Here is a 19088-nt window from a genome sequence, read left to right on the forward strand (position 1 = left end):
ACTTACCCTTTGACTGCGCCTGCGGCGATGCCGCGCACAAAAAGTCGGCCTGAAACGAAGTAAACGAAAAGAGGAACGGCACCCGTCAGCAGCGTTGCAGCCATGTTGACGTTGTATTCCTTCACGCCCTGAACCGAGTTGACGATGTTGTTCAGCTGAACGGTCATCGGATAGTATTCAGGCCTTGTGAACACGACGCCGAAGAGGAAGTCGTTCCAGATGCCCGTGACCTGAAGGATCATGGCGACGACGAAGATCGGCATCGACATGGGCAGCATGATGCGGAAATAGATCTGCCAGAAATTGGCGCCGTCGATGCGCGCAGCTTTGAAGAGCTCTTCCGGTAGCCCTGCGAAATAGTTGCGGAACAGCAGGGTCAGGATGGGCATGCCGAAAATGGTATGAACCATGATGAGGCCCGTCAGCGTGCCATAGATGCCCATTTCACGCAGCACGATGACGATCGGATAGATCATCACCTGATAGGGAATGAAGGCACCAATGATCAGGACCGAGAAGAAGAACTCAGAACCCTTGAACTTCCAGTTCGCCAGCGCATAGCCACTGATCGAGGCGATCAGGATCGAGACGATAGTGGACGGGATCATAATGCGCACGGAATTCCAGAAGCCGCGTGAAAGCCCGTCGCAATTAAGCCCGGTGCAGGCATTCGCCCAGGCCTTGACCCACGGCTCGAAGGTGATTTCCACCGGCGGCGCGAAGATGTTGCCGAGTCGGATCTCCGGCATGCCCTTCAGCGACGTCACGACCATGACGTAGAGCGGCAGGAGATAATAGAGCGCTGCGACGATCAGCGTGCCGTAAAGGATGATGTTACGTCGCGACAGTCTCTTGCGGGGTTTACGGCCGCGAGGTCCGCTCAATTGATCCGAGACGGCATCTGCACCGGCAGCGACGGTGTTGAGAGTGCTGATGTTAGCCACGCTTGCGCCCTCCGAATTCGAGATAGGCCCATGGAACGATGATGATGGCGACGGTGAGCAGCATCATGGTGGAGGCGGCAAAGCCCTGCCCCAGGTTCTGCGCCTGGAACATGTAGTCGTAGACATATTTCGCCGGCACTTCCGAGGCGATGCCGGGACCGCCGCTCGTCTGCGCCACGACGAGGTCGTAGACCTTGACGATGCCGCTTGCGATAATGACAAGCGTTGTGATGAAGACGGGGCGCATCATCGGAATGACGATGAGCAGGTAGGTCTTCCACATGGGAATGCCGTCCACACGCGCCGCCTTCCAGATATCCTCGTCGATGCCGCGAAGCCCCGCGAGCATCAGGCACATGACGAGGCCCGTACCCTGCCAGAGCGCTGCGATCAGGATGCCGTAGATGACGATCTGCGAGTTATAGAGCGGATCGAAGGTGAAGCTTTCCCAGCCGAGCGAACGCACGACCGACTGAATGCCGAATTCCGGGTTGAGCAGCCACTGCCAGACGAGGCCCGTCACGATGAAGGACAGGGCAAAGGGATAAAGGAAGATCGTTCTGAACGTATTTTCGAACCGGATCTTCTGGTCCATCAGTGCGGCCAGCAGAAAGCCGATCACCAGGCTGAAAATCAGGGACAGGATGCCGTAAATGGCCAGGTTCTGGATCGATATGATCCAGCGTGGTGCGGCCCACAGACGCTCATACTGATCAAAGCCGACAAAGGTCGTCCTTGGCAGGAGCTTGGAGTTGGTAAAGGAATAAACGACGGTCCAAATCGTGCCGCCCAGGAAAATGACCATGGAGGTCAAGATCAGGGGGATGGATGCAATCTTCGAGTTCAGATTGCGAAAAAGCTGGTTTGGACGTCCAGAATGGCTCTTTACGGCCATATGCCCTCCTATCAATCGTTGCTCCGGACATCTGTTGAGCAATATCCGAAAGATATCTCGACGAGCGCCCGACTGCGCACTCATGAGGTTTCGCGGCATCGGCGGGATTTCGCCCGCCGATGACTTGCGATTGATAATCAGTCCGCCGAAGAGATGATGTCAGCGAAACGCTTCTGCGCCTGCTCAGCGGTCAGCGATTCATTGGCGAAGAACTCCGCCATCAGGTCTTCCTTCTGCTTCTGCGAGTCAGCGGAAATCAGCTGGTCGGTGCTGGTGAGGGCGTTGCCCTTGGCGAGAATGGCAAGACCCTTCTTCATGCAGTCGTTCGCCGCATTGAGATCGACGTCCCCGCGGATCGGCAGCGAGCCCTTCTTCAGGTTAAAGGCAACCTGCGTCTTCGGATCGACGATGGTTTCGGCCAGCACTTCCTGCGCCTTGGACTTGGCTTCATCCTTCAAGAGCGGAAAGTAGAAGGCATCGCCACCGGTCGTCAGATATTCGTTGAGACCAAGACCCGGCAGGCAGGAATAATCCGTGCCGGCCTTTTGACCTGCCAGCTGGAACTCACCCTGCGCCCAGTCACCCATGACCTGGCCGCCGGCCTTGCCGGTGATGACCATGTTGGTGGCCTGGTTCCAGTCCTGAACATTGGAGCCCTTGGCAAGTTTGCGGGCGGCGTCGGCGGCAGCGAAAATCTTCGCCATTTCCGGTCCGGCTGCGGCCTCGGCATCCTTGTCCTTGTAAACCTTCTCGTAGAGATCCTTGCCGCCGAGTGACAGAACAAGCGTATCGAACAGGCCGTTCGCCTGCCATGCCTGACCACCAAGCGCCAAAGGCTGGATACCGGCCTTCTGCAACGCAGGACCAGCCGCAATAAATTCATTCCAGTTCTTCGGAACCTCGACGCCGGCTTTCTTGAAGGCCGCATTGGAAAGCCACAGCCACTGCCAGGAGTGGATGTTCACCGGCGCGCAGTAGATCTTGCCATCGATGGTGCAGCTGTCGAGCAGGCTTGCCGGCTTGATTACCTCTTTCCAGTTGCCCTTCGTGGCAACGTCGGTGAGATCGCGCATCAAACCGGCCTGAACAAGCTCTTCAGCCTGGCGTCCGTGGTTGAACTGCGTGGCACCCATGGGGTCGCCGCCGGTGATGCGGCTGATCATGATCGGGCGGGCAGTGCCGCCGGAACCCGCAATCGCGCCATCCACCCACTTGTTTCCGGTTGCATCAAATGCCTTGGCAAGCTCGGCCACGGCAGCAGCTTCGCCGCCCGATGTCCACCAATGCGTTACTTCAAGATCCGTCGCTGCGGCTATACCCGCCGGCAGCATAACACTTGCCGCCAAAGCGGTCAGGATAGAACGAATGCGCATGAGTCTCCTCCCTCACTGAAACGTTGCCGTAAGACCGTATGCGAATCATATTCGTTGCGCAACTGGGCAAGATGCGAAATTTTAACTTTCTAAAAATGCAATTATATTCAATTATTTAAGTCGAAAATCACTGGATGAATCAGCAGGATTTGGGAGGAATGAGGGTTCCTTCGCCGGGTAGCCTGCGTTTTTCCCCACTCGTCGCTAAACGCAAAAACTTCATAGGCCACGTCAAACATTAAAATATATAAATAAATAAAAAATCGCTTTCAATATGAAATATTACTCATTTATATTTTACGTTCCCCTTGGTCCTTTTTCACTTCGTACATTTTTTACTAGACTGGCGTAGACGCATATTCCTTATATTAAATATAGACTCATCCTATTCTATTTATTGATCTTTTTCTTTTAGAAATAAAAAACCATGGCGCCCGGGTTTTAACGCGCCCTTAACCATCGTTCTATTAAATAGATTTTCGACAACCGTGGCCCGATTGCGTGTTCTAACGACATTTTCGGCCTGCATGCGGCGGTCGCAATGGGCGCATGACGCAAGCCCGGTTTTCCAAATGTCCTCATCATCATGAACGCCCGCTTCGGCCTCAAAACCGAAGAACGGAATGCTGTTCCCTGTCGAAGGCCTGGAGCCACGGTGAAGGTAGTACTCGTAGACGATAGCCGATCGGCACTCTTTGCTCTTCAATCATCGTTGAGCAACATTGAAGGTATTGAAATTATTACATTTATGGTGCCGAAAGAGGCGCTGACCTATTGTCTTGCAAATCCTGTCGACCTGCTTTTCATCGACTATATGATGCCGGGCTACACGGGCATCGATGTAATCAAAACGTTGAAACAATCGCCCGACTACGACCTTGTGCCGATCGTCATGGTGACAGCGGAACGCCAGCGCGAAGTCCTGATTGCCGCAATCGAGGCGGGCGCTACCGAGTTTGTATCAAAGCCGTTTGACGCAATCGAGCTTCAGGCCCGCGCGACCAATCTACTGCAACTGCGTAAGGCCCATCTCGAAATCTCGCGCCAGGCGATGCGGCTCGAGGAAGAGGTCGCTCACGCGACCCAAGAACTGGTTGCGCGCGAAGAAGAAATCATCTGGCGCCTTGCAAGGGCGATCGAGTTTCGCGATGGCGCAACCGGCGACCACATCTCGCGTGTGGCGAAGATCAGCCAATTGATTGCCGCCGATCTCGGCCTCGACAAAGAAACGTGCCGGATGATCTATCTCGTGGCACCGCTTCACGATGTCGGCAAGATCGGCATTGCCGACTGCATTTTGCAGAAGCCGGGCAAACTCGATGACAACGAAATTGCGGAAATGCGCAAGCACGTGGAGTTCGGCGTCAGCATGCTGGGCGACGGCACATCGCGTCTTCTGCAGATCGCCGAGGCGATTGCAGGTGGCCACCACGAGAAGTGGGATGGCACAGGATACCCGAAGGGCATCAAGGGCACGGATATTCCGCTCGTCGCGAGGATCGTCGCCGTCGCGGATGTTTTCGAAGCGCTGTGCACGCAACGCCCCTACAAAAAGGCGTGGGAGATCGAGGCTGCTCGCAACCACATCCTTGAAAACAGCGGGCTACACTTCGATCCCGACTGTGTCGCAGCATTCGATCGGCAGTGGCCGGCCATCCAGACACTGATGACAAATGGCAGCAAGGCGCAGGTCGAACCGCCAGCGCTGGCAGCCAGCCTCATCGACACACTTTCCCTTTCTCCCGAAGGGCGCGTTCAAACCGAAAACACCCAGGAAAGCCGATGACCCCTGAAACAGTCACTCTTCCCTCATCCCTGTCGATCAGGGGGATCACCGCAATTCACGAGACCCTGCTTTCCGCATTTCAGGAAAGCAGCGCCGTCGTGCTGGACATCCCCGAGGACGCATCGGTCGATCTGAGCTTCGTTCAGCTTGTCGAGTCGTCCCGTCTTTACGCCCGCGAGCAGGGCAAATTCATCACTTTGAAGAAGCCAGCCGGCAAAAGCGTCGTGGAAACGCTGGGACGCGCTGGTTTTCTTGAGAACATGGACGAGGCTTCGCGCCTCTTCTGGCTGCATGGAAAGGACATCTAAATGAGCGCCAACATTCTTACCGTGGACGATTCCGCAAGCATTCGCATGACGACGAAGATCGCCCTCACCAATGCCGGTTACCAGGTAACCGAAGCTGTAGACGGGGCTGACGGACTTGCGAAAGCAAAGAGCGCTCCCTTCGACCTCATCGTCACCGATCTTAACATGCCGAACATGAATGGTCTGGAGATGATCGAGGCGCTGCGCCAGTCGCCAGCCCATACCGGCGTGCCGATCATCTTCCTGACGACCGAATCCGATGCCGACATGAAGGCGCGCGCCAAGGCAGCCGGCGCCACCGGCTGGGTAACCAAGCCTTTCGACCCGGAAAACCTCGTGAAGATTGTCAGAAAGGTACTTGGTAAATGACGCTGCTGGACCCAATTCAGGTTTTCAGGACGGAGGCCGCCGAGCTTTTCGAGCAGATCGAAAGCGGGCTTCTCGACCTCTTGCATGATCTATCCAATCAAAGTCAGATTGATGCCGTGTTTCGCGGTCTGCATACCTTAAAAGGGTCCGGCGCAATGTTCGGCTTCGAGGCACTCGCTGCCTTTACCCATCACTGCGAGACGGCCTTCGACCGTGTTCGCAAGGGCGAAGTTCCTGCCACCAGCGAGTTGATCGCTGCCGTTCTGGAAGCCCAGGACCACATGCGTCGCTTGGTGGACAATCCTGCAACTGCTTTTCCTGAAACCGGCGATCGGTTGCTGGCCAAGTTGCAGGCTGCTGTCGGCGAAGGCTCTGGTAAGAAGGCCGTTGCCCAGTCGGCTCCGAAGGCGACAGCTGCTGTTCCGGCGCCAAAAACCTCTGGCGCGACGTGGACGATCACCTTCCGTCTTCCTGAGAACGCGATGGCGAATGGCACCAACCCACTCGGCCTGCTCAACGAGTTGGCTGAGCTTGGCGAATGCATCATCATCGCCAACACAGGCGCCATCCCTCCTCTTGGAGAAATCGACCCCACGCAGCTTTATCTCGGCTGGTCTGTGACCTTGACGACCGAACAGCCCCGTTCCGCCATCGATGACGTCTTCATCTTCGTCATGGACGATATGGAGCTTGAGATCACGCAGGTGGAAGACACCACCGCTTCCCAGGAAATCGTGCCCCCGCCGGCCCCTGTCGAAGAAGCCGCCAAGGCCAATCCGCAGCTTGTTCAGGCGGCCACCGATGGCAAGCAGGGAAGAGCCGCTGAGAATGTACGCGTCCCGGCTGAACGGCTAGATGAATTGATGGACCGCGTCGGCGAGCTTGTTATCGCCCAGTCGCGTCTGTCGCAGCTCGCCAACACCAGCGTCGACATTCACCTGCGCGCCGTCTCCGAGGATGTGGAGCGGCTGTCGGGCGAGCTTCGCGACACGATGATGGTGCTTCGCATGGTGCCGATCGCCCAGCTCTTCAGCCGCTTCCGCCGCCTGACGCATGATCTGGCGCGCGAAACCGGCAAACAGATCGAGCTGATCACCGAGGGCGAAAGCACTGAAGTCGATAAGGCCGTGATCGAACGGCTTGCCGATCCACTCGTCCACCTTGTTCGCAACTCCTGCGATCACGGCCTGGAAACACCGGAAGAGCGCATAGCCGCCGGCAAGGACCCGGTTGGACATGTTTCACTTGTCGCGCGCCAAACCGGTGGGGATGTCATCATCACCATCAAGGACGACGGTCGTGGCATCAACCGCGAGCGGGTTCGCGCCAAGGCGGAATCCTCCGGGCTCGTGGCCCCGGGCGCAACCCTGACAGACCAAGAACTCCTGCAGATGATCTTCGAGCCAGGCTTCTCGACGGCGGCCCAGGTTACGAACCTCTCCGGCCGCGGCGTCGGCATGGATGTCGTCAAGAAGACGATCGAGGCGCTGCGCGGCACGATCAACATCACCAGCGCACCGGGTGCTGGCTCGGAAGTATCGCTCGCCATTCCGCTCACCCTTGCCATTATCGACGGTCTGCTCGTTCGCGTCGGCCATGGCTGCTACGTCATTCCGCTCTCGGCAGTCGAAGAGTGCCTGGAACTGTCTCCGGAAGACGACGTCAAATCTCGCGGCCGCTCGTTCATTTCGCTGCGTGAAAGCCTGGTGCCGTTCATCCGCCTGCGTGAGCTTTTCCAGAGCGGCACGAAGCCGGACCAATTCCAGAAGGTGGTGGTCATTTCCACCGGCTCGGAACGTGTGGGTCTCGTCGTCGACCAGATCATCGGCGATCACCAGACCGTCATCAAAGCTATGTCCAAGCTGCACCATGATGTTGCGACCTTCTCGGGCGCCACCATTCTTGGAGACGGCAGCGTCGCTCTCATTCTCGACGTCGCACATCTGGTTGCGGCAGGCCAGCAACAGGAGGCGCAGATGCGCATTGCCGGATGAACCAGCCGCTTTTGAAACAGCCCGTAGACTTCTGGGCCGAACGCCAAGACATTGAAGTTCTGACATTTTCGATCGAAGGCGAGACCTTTGCCATCGAGGCCGCACAGGTTCAGGAAATCCTCGACCTTCTTCCAGAGACGGCCGTTCCGGGCGCCAAGGCCTTTGTGTCGAGCGTCATCAATTTTCGCGGCAAGGTCATTCCGCTGGCGGACGTTCGTCTCGCCTTCGGCATGCATGCGGCGGAGAAGACCATCGACAGCCGCATCATCGTCATCGAGGTTTCGCTGGAAGGCGAACAGACGCTGGTCGGGCTTAGAACCGACAAGGTCTACGAAGTGACGACCTTTTCCAAGTCCGCCAGCGAGGCGCCGCCCAGCGTCGGGATGCGGTGGCGACCCGACTACATCAACTGCCTGATCAAGCGCGGGGCCGAGTTCGTCATCATGCCGAACCTGATCGCGATTTTCTCGGCGCAGCGAGAAAGCTTGCCCGGAAAGATCAGCGCGCAGGGCAATGTCGTGGAACTTGGAAAGGCATGACGTCCGCGACGTCGATAGGGACCGACGAGTAAGCGGGCGCCGAAAGGCATGAACGACACTTTCCCTGCGCCCAACCGGGCGCGTGGAAGCTCACGACACGGCATACCGAAAGAAAATGGATCTTTCGGGTCAGCAAACACCTGATGCGCCTTGCGCATCACTTAAGGGGGCAAAATGCGATTTACGATTAAACTTAAACTGACGCTGGCATTCGGCATTATCCTGATGGTTCTTGCTGGCCTGTCGTTCTACAGCATCAACAGCCTTGGCACGGTCAATCAAGCGATCGGCGAACTGGCAAACGGCCCGGAGAAGCGCCTGCAATACGCGCTCCAGATCGATCGCAATCTCTCTGAAATCATTCGCCAGCAGAAGAACGCGCTGCTCGAAAGCGGTGCTGATGGTACCGCCCGCTACATGAAAATCGCGGACGAACTGACGACGACGACTCTGGACCTGGGCCGCACCGGCCTGTCGCAGGCCTCGGAACAGGGCAGGCCTTACTGGGTTGCCGTGATCGAGAACTTCGAGAAGTTCGACGGAGAGTCCGTAAAGTTGAAGGACCTCTTGGCAGCTGGGAACAGGCAGAGTGCCATTGAATTCTCGAACGGCCAGATGCGCGCTCTCGCACTGACTATCGGTACTAACACCAAAGACCTCGTGCGTGTTCAGCTCGAACGGGTCGACACGATGCTTGCCGGCAGCCAGGCTACCTATGAGCAGGTTCGTCTGATCATGATCATCGCCGTTGCATCGGCAGTTCTTGGAAGCCTGATCATCGCAACCTGGATCGCGCTCGGCATCAACACCGGCCTGCGCAAGATCATGGCGGTTGCCGAAGCTGTCGCGGTTGGCGATCTCGACAAGAACGTCGAGATCAAGACCAATGACGAGATCAAGGACCTCGTCGAACGCATCAATGTGATGACGGCCAACCTTCGCAATACGGCCAATGTGGCAAACCAGATTGCCGAAGGCGACCTGACCGTGACGCCGAAGCCGCTCTCGGACAAGGACACCCTCGGTATCTCGCTTGAAAAAATGGTCGAACGCCTGCGCGGCGTCGTCGGTGACGCGCTTGCCGCAGCAGACAACGTCTCCTCCGGCAGCCAGGAACTGTCTTCGTCGTCCGAACAGCTGTCGCAGGGTGCCACCGAACAGGCATCCTCTGCCGAAGAAGCGTCCGCTTCGATGGAAGAAATGGCAGCAAACATCAAGCAGAACGCTGACAATGCGGCCCAGACCGAGAAGATCGCGCGTCAGTCTTCCAAGGATGCCGAAGCCAGCGGTGAAGCCGTCGGCCGTGCTGTGGTCGCCATGCGGACCATTGCCGACAAGATCTCTATCGTCCAGGAAATCGCGCGTCAGACCGATCTTCTGGCATTGAACGCTGCTGTCGAAGCTGCACGCGCCGGTGAACACGGCAAGGGCTTCGCGGTCGTCGCTTCTGAAGTGCGCAAGCTGGCAGAACGCAGCCAGGCGGCCGCCGCTGAAATCTCCTCGCTCTCCGGCGAGACAGTGCAGGTTGCAACCGAAGCCGGCGAAATGCTGAACCGCCTGGTTCCAGACATTCGCAAAACGGCAGAACTGGTCTCGGAAATCTCTGCCGCATGCCGCGAGCAGGATATCGGTGCAAGCCAGATCAACGAAGCGATCCAGCAGCTCGACAAGGTGACGCAGCAGAACTCCGGTGCTTCCGAAGAGATGTCCGCCACCTCGGAAGAACTGGCCGCACAGGCCGAAGAGCTTCAGGCCAGCATCGCCTTCTTCAAGGTTGAGCGTGCCAATACAAATGGTCGCCCCGCCCCGGCTCGCGCAGCGGCTCCCTCGGTCGCGCACCGTCCTGCGGCAAAATCTGCTGCCCCGGTTCGTCGCCCTGCCCCGTCGCAATCTGTCCACGCCCAGCAGGCCCGCGCCAACGGCTTCGCACTCGACATGTCGATGGGTGGCCCGGACGCAAACGATCAGGACTTCCGCGAAAGCGCCTAAGATTTGCGAGGAGCCTCGGACTGAAGGCCCAGGCTCCTCGTCACCCACCCGCCAGACCCGAGCAAGACTCCCAGCATCTGAGCTTCCTCGTTCCGTCGCCTGCCGCCATGTTTAAGGATCCACCAAAATGCGATTTACGATAAAGCTCAAACTTGCGCTCGCCTTTGCGCTCATCATTCTGTTATCGGCGGGTATGGCCGGCATGGCAATTACCCAGCTGTCATCGCTCAATGCAGCGGTAACGGATATCGTACAGGGCCCTGCCGCCAACCTGCGCAACTCCAGCGACCTCTCGGACGCCATTCTGAATGCGATCGCCAGCGAGAAGAGCGCGGCACTCAATGAAGATGCTGCTCGGATTTCAACCTATGTCGACGCCGCCCGCACCGACCGCGCAAAAATTGGACAGATTATTGCGACGCTGGAAAAAGAGACAAATCCAGCAATTCATGCGAAGGTGACGGAACTGAAGGCTGCGGTTCCTGCGTGGGAAAAGCTGCAGGAAGAAGTACTCCGCCTTGCAACCATCAACACGCCTGAAAGCAATCGCCAAGCCGGTGCTATCTCCATGGGAGACGGCGAAAAAGCCACGAAGGCTCTGCTGACCACTCTGGAAAGCCTGAACAACGAAATCGCTGCTGACTTGAAGGCAACGGACGAAGCGACCAACCAGGAATATGACACCTCGCGTACGATCCTCATCAGCGTCGTTGCAGCGATCATCATCCTGTCGATCCTGATCGCTACATGGATTGCGCTTGGTATCAACAAGGGATTGCAGCAGGCGATCCGTGCGTCCCGCGCCGTTGCGCTTGGCGACCTTGATCAGGACATCGCAATCAAGAGCAATGATGAGATCAAGGATCTCGTCGACAGCATGAACGTGATGACGACCAACCTGCGCGCCACCGCAGCGGTTGCAAACAACATTGCGGAAGGTGATCTTTCCCAGGACGTGAAGCCGCTCTCCGACAAGGACCGCCTGGGTATCGCCATGAGCAACATGGTTGTAAATCTTCGCGCGACCGCCGATGTTGCCGGTACGATCGCCTCGGGTGATCTGTCCAAGGACGTGAAGCCTCTGTCGGATCGGGATACGCTGGGCAACGCCATGCTGCACATGGTCACGAACCTGCGCGAAACGGCAACCGTCGCAAATAAGATCGCAGAAGGCGATCTGACTGTTACGCCAAAGCCGCTTTCGAACCAGGACACGCTGGGCATTGCTCTCCAGTCGATGGTCGAACGCCTGCGCGGCGTCGTCGGCGACGCGCTGGCTGCAGCAGACAACGTTTCCTCCGGCAGCCAGGAACTGTCGTCGTCTTCCGAACAGCTGTCACAGGGTGCCACCGAACAGGCCTCCTCTGCCGAAGAAGCCTCCGCTTCGATGGAAGAAATGGCCGCCAACATCAAGCAGAACGCCGACAACGCGGCTCAGACCGAGAAGATCGCGCGTCAGTCCTCCAAGGATGCAGAGGCAAGCGGTGAAGCCGTCGGTCGCGCCGTGGTCGCCATGCGCACGATTGCTGAAAAGATCTCTATCGTCCAGGAAATCGCGCGTCAGACCGACCTTCTGGCACTGAACGCCGCTGTCGAAGCCGCGCGTGCCGGTGAACATGGCAAGGGCTTTGCAGTCGTTGCTTCTGAAGTTCGCAAGCTGGCAGAACGCAGCCAGGCGGCCGCCGCTGAAATCTCCTCGCTCTCCGGCGAGACGGTTCAGGTTGCAACCGAAGCCGGCGAGATGCTGAACCGTCTGGTTCCAGACATCCGCAAGACGGCGGAACTGGTCTCGGAAATCTCTGCCGCATGCCGCGAGCAGGATATCGGTGCTAGCCAGATCAACGAGGCGATCCAGCAGCTCGACAAGGTGACGCAGCAGAATTCCGGTGCTTCCGAAGAAGTCTCTGCCACATCCGAAGAACTGGCCGCACAGGCCGAAGAGCTTCAGGCCAGCATCGCCTTCTTCAAGGTCGAGCGTGCCAATGCCGCCGCAGCAACTCGCTCTGCACCGGCTCGCCATGCAGCCCCGGCGGTCGCACATCGTCCAGTTGCGAAGCCTGCCGCTCCCGTGCGTCGCCCTGCACCGACGAGTGCCGTCCATGCTCAGCAGGCTCGCGCCAACGGCTTTGCCCTCGACATGTCCATGGGTGGACCGGACGACAACGACCACGACTTCCGCGAAACGGCCTGACACTGGGTACAACCCAATCATTCTAGAAACTATGGCGGGCGATCCAGCCCGTCACCATCACAGGCCTAAGGTCTCTTTGAAAAGCGGCATGATAGCGCTGGCTACGTGTCCTACTTAGCTAAGGAACACCTCGATGCGTTTTACGATTAAATTGAAACTCACTCTGATCTTCACATTGCTCGTCGGTCTGATGGCAGGCTGCGCGATTTTCGGGATCAGCGGCCTCAATCGATTGGCGACGCTCCAAGATGCTATGATGACGGGACCCATCCAACAGGATGATGTGGCCAACGATCTGGCGAAGGCATTTGACGGTCTCGGTTTGGCAGAGGGTGATCTTTTGCTCGCAACCACCGAGCAGAAAATGAACGCCGCCTTCGAAACCATCGAAGAAGAGAGAAAAAATTTCACGACGGCGCTGAATGCGGGCGAAGCTGCGGCACCCGAAGAATTCAAAGGCAAGTGGGCGGAAATTCGCGAGTTCTGGGCTGGTTATGAGAAACTGGAAGATCGACTTGTCGGCTACATGAAGACGGGCCGCCGTGATGACGCGCTTGCCTTGAACCAGAATGAAGGAACAGTGGCGGGCCAAAAGCTCGACGCCCTGACGGAATCGCTTTCCAGCTTGACCGAAGCCGCCGTTAAGAAAGCCGATGAGGCGAGCGACGCTGCCTATCAAAGCACGTTCGGTACGCTTGTGATCATCGCTTCAGTCGCTGGCGTCGTGTCCATTGTTTCAGCAATATGGATCAGCATCTCCATTAGCCGCGGCCTCACAAGGGCAACGACAGCGGTTCGCAAGGTCGCCGAAGGCGATCTGACGGAGAATGTTCAGGTGAACTCCCGCGACGAAATCGGTGTCCTGTTGACGCATGTCGACGACATGGTCGAACGCCTGCGCGGCGTCGTCGGCGATGCGCTGGCCGCGGCAGACAATGTTTCCTCCGGTAGCCAGGAGCTGTCTTCGTCTTCCGAACAGCTGTCACAGGGTGCGACCGAGCAGGCATCCTCTGCCGAAGAAGCCTCCGCTTCGATGGAAGAAATGGCAGCAAACATCAAGCAGAACGCTGATAATGCTGCCCAGACCGAAAAGATCGCGCGTCAGTCCTCCAAGGATGCAGAGGCCAGCGGTGAGGCGGTTGGCCGTGCTGTGGTTGCCATGCGCACGATCGCTGAAAAAATCTCTATCGTCCAGGAAATCGCGCGTCAGACCGACCTTCTGGCACTGAATGCCGCCGTCGAAGCTGCACGCGCCGGTGAACACGGCAAGGGCTTCGCGGTCGTTGCTTCTGAAGTGCGCAAGCTGGCAGAACGCAGCCAGGCAGCAGCCGCTGAAATCTCTTCGCTCTCCGGCGAGACGGTCCAGGTTGCGACCGAAGCCGGCGAGATGTTGAACCGTCTGGTTCCGGATATCCGCAAAACCGCGGAACTGGTCTCGGAAATCTCTTCCGCATGCCGCGAGCAGGATATTGGAGCCAGCCAGATCAACGAGGCGATCCAGCAGCTCGACAAGGTGACGCAGCAGAATTCCGGTGCCTCCGAAGAAGTCTCTGCCACATCCGAAGAACTGGCTGCACAGGCCGAAGAGCTTCAAACGAGCATTGCCTTCTTCAAGGTCGAGCGTGCCAACGTGGGACCCGCGGTTCGGCCAACGCCCGTGCGCCAGGCAACGCCAGTGGCAGCACCACGAAGTGCTGGAAAACCGGCAACGCCAGGCCGTCGCCCTGCCCCGACAAGTGCGGTCCATGCCCAGCAAGCGCGTGCCAAGGGTTTTGCCTTGGACATGTCCATGGGCGGCCCGGATGAGAACGACGGCGATTTCCGCCATGCTGGCTAACGAACACTATGGATGCGGGCCTCAAGCCCGCCTCCCCTGACCTGACGTAACAACCGCTCAATCGGCAATGTCGACCAAGACTTCTGGAGAAGACGCAAATGGCGAGCCCTACATCTACCATGCAATACGTGACGTTCAGCCTTGGCGAGGAAGTTTTCGCGGTTCCTGTGGACGTTGTTCGTGAAATCCTCGACCACGAAGAAGCCTTCAAGATCCCCCACGGCCCTGATTACCTGCTCGGCCTGAGGGATGTGCGCGGACAGGGCGTTCCGGTCATCGACCTTCGCCTGCGCCTTGGCATGACCAAGACGGTTAAGACCTCGCACACGCGCATTCTGGTGCTCGACATTCCTTTCGTCGACAAGGTGTTGGCGCTTGGTCTCGTTGCCGACAAGGTTTTTGAAGTCGCGCCTTTCAGGCAGGACCAGATCGAGACCGCACCGGACATCGGCATTCGCTGGAACTCCAGCTACATCGCCGGTGTCGTTCGCCGCGAAAGCGATTTCGTCGTCATCATCGATCTCGCAAAGCTTTTCTCTGGCGACGCCGGTGAGCTTGCCAAGGTCGACAACGGCCCGATGCGCGCAGCCTGAAAGGACGAGTAATTGAGTACCGCTGTTAGCGTCAACTTCGAAGATAGTCTGAGCACCCGCGATTTCCGCCAGCTATCCAGTTTCATTTATGATTATTGCGGGATCAAGATGACGGACGCCAAGCGTTCGATGCTGGAAGGCCGTCTGCGCAAGCGCTTGCGCGCAACAGGCTTTCGATCCTTTGGCGACTACTGCGAATACCTGTTCCGCCAGGACGGTCTGAAAGACGAGGTCATCTATCTCATCGACGTGGTGACGACGAACAAGACGGACTTCTTCCGCGAACCGAACCATTTTGATTTCCTCGAAAAAACTGCTCTTCCTACGCTCGCCAAGCAGGGGATCAGACAGCCCCGCACGTGGAGCTCCGCCTGTTCGACGGGTGCCGAACCCTACACGATGGCGATGGTCATGGCCGAAGCCGTCGAGAAGGGTGTGATCGCCGATTTCAGCATTCTCGCGACGGACCTCTCGACAGACGTTCTGAGGAAGGCGCATTCCGGTATTTACAACCGTGATCTTCTGGAGCCTGTACCCTCCGCCATGCAGCGCAAATACGTGATGCAGGCGCGCGACAAATATCGCAGCGACGTCAGGATTTCGCCGAAGCTGCGCGCCAAGGTCGGCTTTGCCCGCATGAACCTTATGAACCCGTCCTATGAGATCGGCGCGCCGGTCCATGTCATCTTCTGCCGCAACGTGCTGATCTACTTCGACAAGAAGACGCAGACCCACGTGCTCACCGAGCTTTGCAAGTGCCTGGCACCGGGCGGCTACCTGATGATCGGGCATTCGGAATCTGTCACCGGCATCAATCTTCCGGTCAAGCAGGTCGCCAATACGGTTTTCCTCAAGCAGTAGGTTATCATGGTCAAAAAAGTACGCGTCCTCATTGTTGATGACTCTGCCAGCGTAAGACAGACGCTGACTGCGGTGCTAGAGGGCGATCCTGCGATCGAGGTCATTGGGGCAGCGTCCGATCCGTTCATGGCGGCGAAGAGGATCCAGGAAGATCTGCCCGACGTCATCACGCTCGATGTCGAAATGCCGCGCATGGACGGCATCACCTTTCTGCGCAAGATCATGTCGCAGCACCCGATCCCGGTGGTCATGTGCTCCTCCTTGACCGAAGCAGGCTCCGAAACGCTGATCCAGGCGCTGGAAGCCGGTGCCGTCGACGTCATCCTCAAGCCGCGCATCGGCGCTGCGGATCATCTGGCAGAATCCGCCTTGCGCATCTGCGAAGTCGTCAAGAGTGCGGCACATGCGCGCGTCAAGAGCGTGCGCGCCCAGCCTCGCGGGTCGAGTTCGCTCGGCACCCAGGCCAAGTTGACGGCAGATGCCGTGCTGCCGCCGCCATCCGGCAAGGCGATGGCGCGCACCACCGAAATGGTAATCTGTGTCGGCGCCTCCACAGGCGGTACAGAAGCTTTGCGGGAGATGCTGGAGAGACTGCCGGCAAACTCACCGGGCATGGTTATCGTCCAGCATATGCCGGAAAAGTTCACAGCGGCATTCGCCAAGCGCCTGAATGGTCTTTGCGAAGTTGAGATCAAGGAAGCGGAAGATGGCGATCCGGTTTTGCGCGGCCACGTGCTGATCGCACCGGGCGACAAGCACATGCTTCTGGAGCGCCAGGGGGCGCGCTATCATGTGTCGGTCAGAAACGGCCCGCTCGTTTCCCGGCACCGGCCGTCGGTCGATGTTCTCTTCCGCTCCGCCGCCCGCTCCGCCGGGTCTAACGCCATGGGCGTGATCATGACGGGCATGGGGGACGATGGCGCGCGCGGGATGCTCGAAATGCATCAGGCCGGAGCCTATACGATTGCCCAGGATGAAGCCTCCTGCATCGTCTTTGGTATGCCCAAGGAAGCGATTGCGCACGGCGGCGTCGACAAGATCGTTCCGCTCGATCAGATCGCCCGTGAAATCATGGCGGAAGACCACAGACGCTGACTTCTCGCACTTTCTCTTCAGACCCTATTAACCATATTGTTGAATGATCGAACCGCACCATGAGATGGGTGCGGTTTCTTGCGCGATGATCGCCGCCTCCCTCTTTTTACGCTCGGGTTCATCATGGCAGTCATCACGTTCGCAAACACCAAGGGCGGTGCAGGCAAGACAACCGCAGTTCTTCTCTTGGCATCGGAGCTTGCGCGGCGGGGCTTGCGCGTCTGCGTGATCGACACCGACCCGCAGCGCTGGCTCTCGAAGTGGCGCGATAATGCCGACCACCGCATTGACCTTACGGTCATCACCTATGTTTCGATAACCACACTGCAGCAGCATGTGCTCGACAACCGCAAGAAGTTCGACCATGTGATCGTCGATCTGCCGGGCGCCCAGTCTCCGCTTCTGGCGACGGCGGTTGGCCTCTCCAATCACGTCATCATCCCGGTCCAGGGCAGCACGATGGATGCGCAGGGCGCAGCACAGGTGCTGGAACTACTGCGCTATCTCGACGATCGCGCAGGCATCAAGATCCCGCACTCCGTGCTGTTGTCACGCGTGAATTCCATGGTCACCACGCGCGCGCTGCTGGCAGCAAAGGCGCTTCTGGCCAAGCGCGACGTCAACGTCCTCAACACGCCGATCATCGAACGTGCCGCCTTCCGCGACATGTTCGAGTTCCGCGGCTATCTCCACATGATGAACCCGTCACAGGTCAGCAATCTCGACAAGGCGCTTCAAAACAGCATGGCCTATGCCGATGAAGTGCTGAGACTTCTGCCGGCACAGGGAACCGTCAGGCTGTCTTCCGCAGCCTGATCCGATCCACGTTTCGGGGCGCTGACGCTTCGATCCTACTCGCGCTTGTAGTCGTCGTGCAGTCGAACGATATCGTCTTCGCCAAGGTAGGAGCCGGTCTGGATTTCGATCAGTTCCAGCGGGATCTGGCCCTCATTTGCCAGGCGATGCGGCTTGCCGATCGGGATATAGACCGACTCGTTTTCCGTCAGAAGACGGGTCTGGTCCTCAATCGTGACTGTCGCGGTGCCGCGAACGACGATCCAATGCTCTGAACGATGATAGTGTTGCTGCAGCGAGATCCGGTGGCCCGGCTCGACCTTGACGTGGCTGACACGGTAGCGGTGGCCGGAATCCGTCTGCTCGATATGACCCCAAGGACGGTAGGCGCGCTTGTGCCGCTCCGTTTTCAAGGAATGATCGCCACTTTTCAGAGTCTCCACCAGGCCCTTGACGTCCTGAACACGATTCTTCGGTGTGACAAGAACCGCATCCTTCGTGGCAACAACGACGAGATCCTTGGCGCCGACGACAGTCGTCAGCAGGCCGTTGGAATGCACGAGGCAACCTTCGGAATCGATAATGATCCCCTGTCCCTCGATCGCATTATCAGCGTCATGCTTGTCGGCAATCTCCCAAATGGCATCCCAGCTACCAATATCGGACCAACGGAAATGCCCCCGCACGACGGCCGTGCGTTTGGTGTTCTCGATGACAGCATAGTCGATCGAGTTCTTCGGCGAGGACTCAAAGCTTTCCTTGTGCAGGCGAACGAAACCGAGGTCGACTTCCTGGTTTTCCACGGCCGCCTGAACTGCGGCCAGGATCTCGGGAGCATGGCTCCTCAACTCCTCGATCATGATGTCGGAGCGAAACAGGAAGTTGCCGGAATTCCAGAGATAGCCCTTCTCGACGTAGCTGACAGCACGCGCCTCATCCGGCTTTTCGACGAAGGCTTCGACAACGCAAAGGTCCGGATTTCCGTTGATAGCTTCGCCGGGATTGATGTAACCATAGGACGTGCGCGGCTCGGTGGGCGTCAGGCCGAAGACCACGATGTTGCCCTGCTCTGCCGCTTCCGCACCCAGCCTCACGGCATCGGCGAAAAGATCATTGTCCAGCACCACATGGTCTGCCGCGAGCGCCAGCACGAGCGACCCCTTCTCGCGCCGATCCGCCAGCAATGCTCCAGCAGCCATGGCCGCAGCGCTGTCGCGGCGCGCCGGTTCCAGAACGACGGTTGCCGGCAGATCGATCTCTTCGGCCTGTCGTCTTGCGAAGAAGCGAAAATCCTCGTTGGTGATCACCAGCGGTTCCGCATAGAGGCTTTTGTCGCTGACGCGCTTTAAGGTCTGCTGATATGTCGAAAGCTCTCCGACAAGAGGCTGGAACTGTTTGGGCAACTGATCCCGTGATACTGGCCAAAGTCTAGATCCAGCGCCGCCTGCCAGAAGTACTGGGGTGATCTTTCGAGATAGTTCCTTCACAAATAAAACCTTTCCAAGCTAAAAATGCCTGC

At 58.1% G+C, this 19088-nt stretch carries 15 protein-coding genes and 2 pseudogenes; 13 read left to right on the forward strand and 4 right to left on the reverse strand.

Translation table 11 applies throughout. The annotated features are described in order from the left end of the window. Positions 1–2 precede the first annotated feature (2 nt). The 3 genes from EYC79_RS17245 to EYC79_RS17255 form a co-directional block, all read right to left on the reverse strand. Positions 3–944 (reverse strand): carbohydrate ABC transporter permease, encoded by a 942-nt coding sequence (locus EYC79_RS17245; protein ID WP_062424066.1) that lies wholly within the window; start codon positions 942–944, stop codon positions 3–5. Then, positions 937–1839, reverse strand: a complete 903-nt coding sequence (locus EYC79_RS17250; protein ID WP_062424065.1) for a carbohydrate ABC transporter permease — start codon at positions 1837–1839, stop codon at positions 937–939. The genes EYC79_RS17245 and EYC79_RS17250 overlap by 8 nt, the downstream gene beginning before the upstream one ends. 137 nt (positions 1840–1976) lie before the next feature. After that, a complete protein-coding gene (locus EYC79_RS17255) occupies positions 1977–3212 on the reverse strand; it encodes an ABC transporter substrate-binding protein (protein WP_062424064.1) in 1236 nt (411 codons plus the stop codon). Positions 3213–3867: 655 nt separating this feature from the next. Here EYC79_RS17255 and EYC79_RS17260 point away from each other — a divergent pair. From EYC79_RS17260 to EYC79_RS17315, 13 genes and pseudogenes are all read left to right on the forward strand, one after another. Then, positions 3868–4998 carry an HD-GYP domain-containing protein gene (locus EYC79_RS17260; RefSeq protein WP_130978750.1) on the forward strand — a complete coding sequence of 377 codons (1131 nt, stop codon included), beginning with the start codon at positions 3868–3870 and terminating at the stop codon, positions 4996–4998. Continuing rightward, positions 4995–5306, forward strand: coding sequence for an STAS domain-containing protein (locus EYC79_RS17265; RefSeq protein WP_062441850.1), 312 nt, complete (start codon positions 4995–4997; stop codon positions 5304–5306). Before EYC79_RS17260 ends, EYC79_RS17265 begins: the two co-directional genes overlap by 4 nt. Continuing rightward, positions 5307–5675, forward strand: coding sequence for a response regulator (locus tag EYC79_RS17270; protein ID WP_062424062.1), 369 nt, complete (start codon positions 5307–5309; stop codon positions 5673–5675). Beyond that, entirely contained in the window at positions 5672–7669 is a 1998-nt protein-coding gene (locus tag EYC79_RS17275; RefSeq protein WP_130978751.1) for a chemotaxis protein CheA, read from the forward strand. The genes EYC79_RS17270 and EYC79_RS17275 overlap by 4 nt, the downstream gene beginning before the upstream one ends. Beyond that, on the forward strand, positions 7666–8208 hold the full coding sequence (locus EYC79_RS17280; RefSeq protein ID WP_130978752.1) for a chemotaxis protein CheW: 543 nt from the start codon (positions 7666–7668) through the stop codon (positions 8206–8208). Before EYC79_RS17275 ends, EYC79_RS17280 begins: the two co-directional genes overlap by 4 nt. A gap of 174 nt (positions 8209–8382) precedes the next feature. Continuing rightward, positions 8383–10197 carry a methyl-accepting chemotaxis protein gene (locus EYC79_RS17285; RefSeq protein ID WP_130978753.1) on the forward strand — a complete coding sequence of 605 codons (1815 nt, stop codon included), beginning with the start codon at positions 8383–8385 and terminating at the stop codon, positions 10195–10197. A 127-nt stretch (positions 10198–10324) separates the two neighbouring features. Continuing rightward, positions 10325–11044, forward strand: a pseudogene (locus tag EYC79_RS24070) (MCP four helix bundle domain-containing protein); the annotation flags it as partial. Positions 11045–11329: 285 nt separating this feature from the next. Next, positions 11330–12388: pseudogene (locus EYC79_RS24075) on the forward strand (methyl-accepting chemotaxis protein); the annotation flags it as partial. Positions 12389–12521: 133 nt separating this feature from the next. Next, positions 12522–14225: a methyl-accepting chemotaxis protein gene (locus EYC79_RS17295; protein ID WP_130978755.1), complete on the forward strand. Its 1704-nt coding sequence runs from the start codon at positions 12522–12524 to the stop codon at positions 14223–14225. Positions 14226–14323: 98 nt separating this feature from the next. Next, complete coding sequence (locus tag EYC79_RS17300; protein ID WP_062424057.1) at positions 14324–14818, forward strand: chemotaxis protein CheW; 495 nt, start codon at positions 14324–14326, stop codon at positions 14816–14818. 12 nt (positions 14819–14830) lie between these two features. Continuing rightward, positions 14831–15679, forward strand: a complete 849-nt coding sequence (locus EYC79_RS17305) for a CheR family methyltransferase (RefSeq protein WP_130978756.1) — start codon at positions 14831–14833, stop codon at positions 15677–15679. A gap of 6 nt (positions 15680–15685) precedes the next feature. Next, positions 15686–16774, forward strand: a complete 1089-nt coding sequence (locus EYC79_RS17310; RefSeq protein ID WP_062424055.1) for a protein-glutamate methylesterase/protein-glutamine glutaminase — start codon at positions 15686–15688, stop codon at positions 16772–16774. Positions 16775–16897: 123 nt separating this feature from the next. Next, positions 16898–17590: a ParA family protein gene (locus EYC79_RS17315; RefSeq protein ID WP_062424054.1), complete on the forward strand. Its 693-nt coding sequence runs from the start codon at positions 16898–16900 to the stop codon at positions 17588–17590. Between the two features lie 35 nt (positions 17591–17625). Here the strand turns inward: EYC79_RS17315 and EYC79_RS17320 are convergent, their stop codons facing one another. Beyond that, positions 17626–19056 carry a mannose-1-phosphate guanylyltransferase/mannose-6-phosphate isomerase gene (locus EYC79_RS17320; RefSeq protein WP_130978757.1) on the reverse strand — a complete coding sequence of 477 codons (1431 nt, stop codon included), beginning with the start codon at positions 19054–19056 and terminating at the stop codon, positions 17626–17628. Positions 19057–19088 lie beyond the last annotated feature (32 nt).

The organism is Agrobacterium cavarae (assembly GCF_004310285.1).
In the GTDB taxonomy this organism is placed as follows: domain Bacteria; phylum Pseudomonadota; class Alphaproteobacteria; order Rhizobiales; family Rhizobiaceae; genus Agrobacterium; species Agrobacterium cavarae.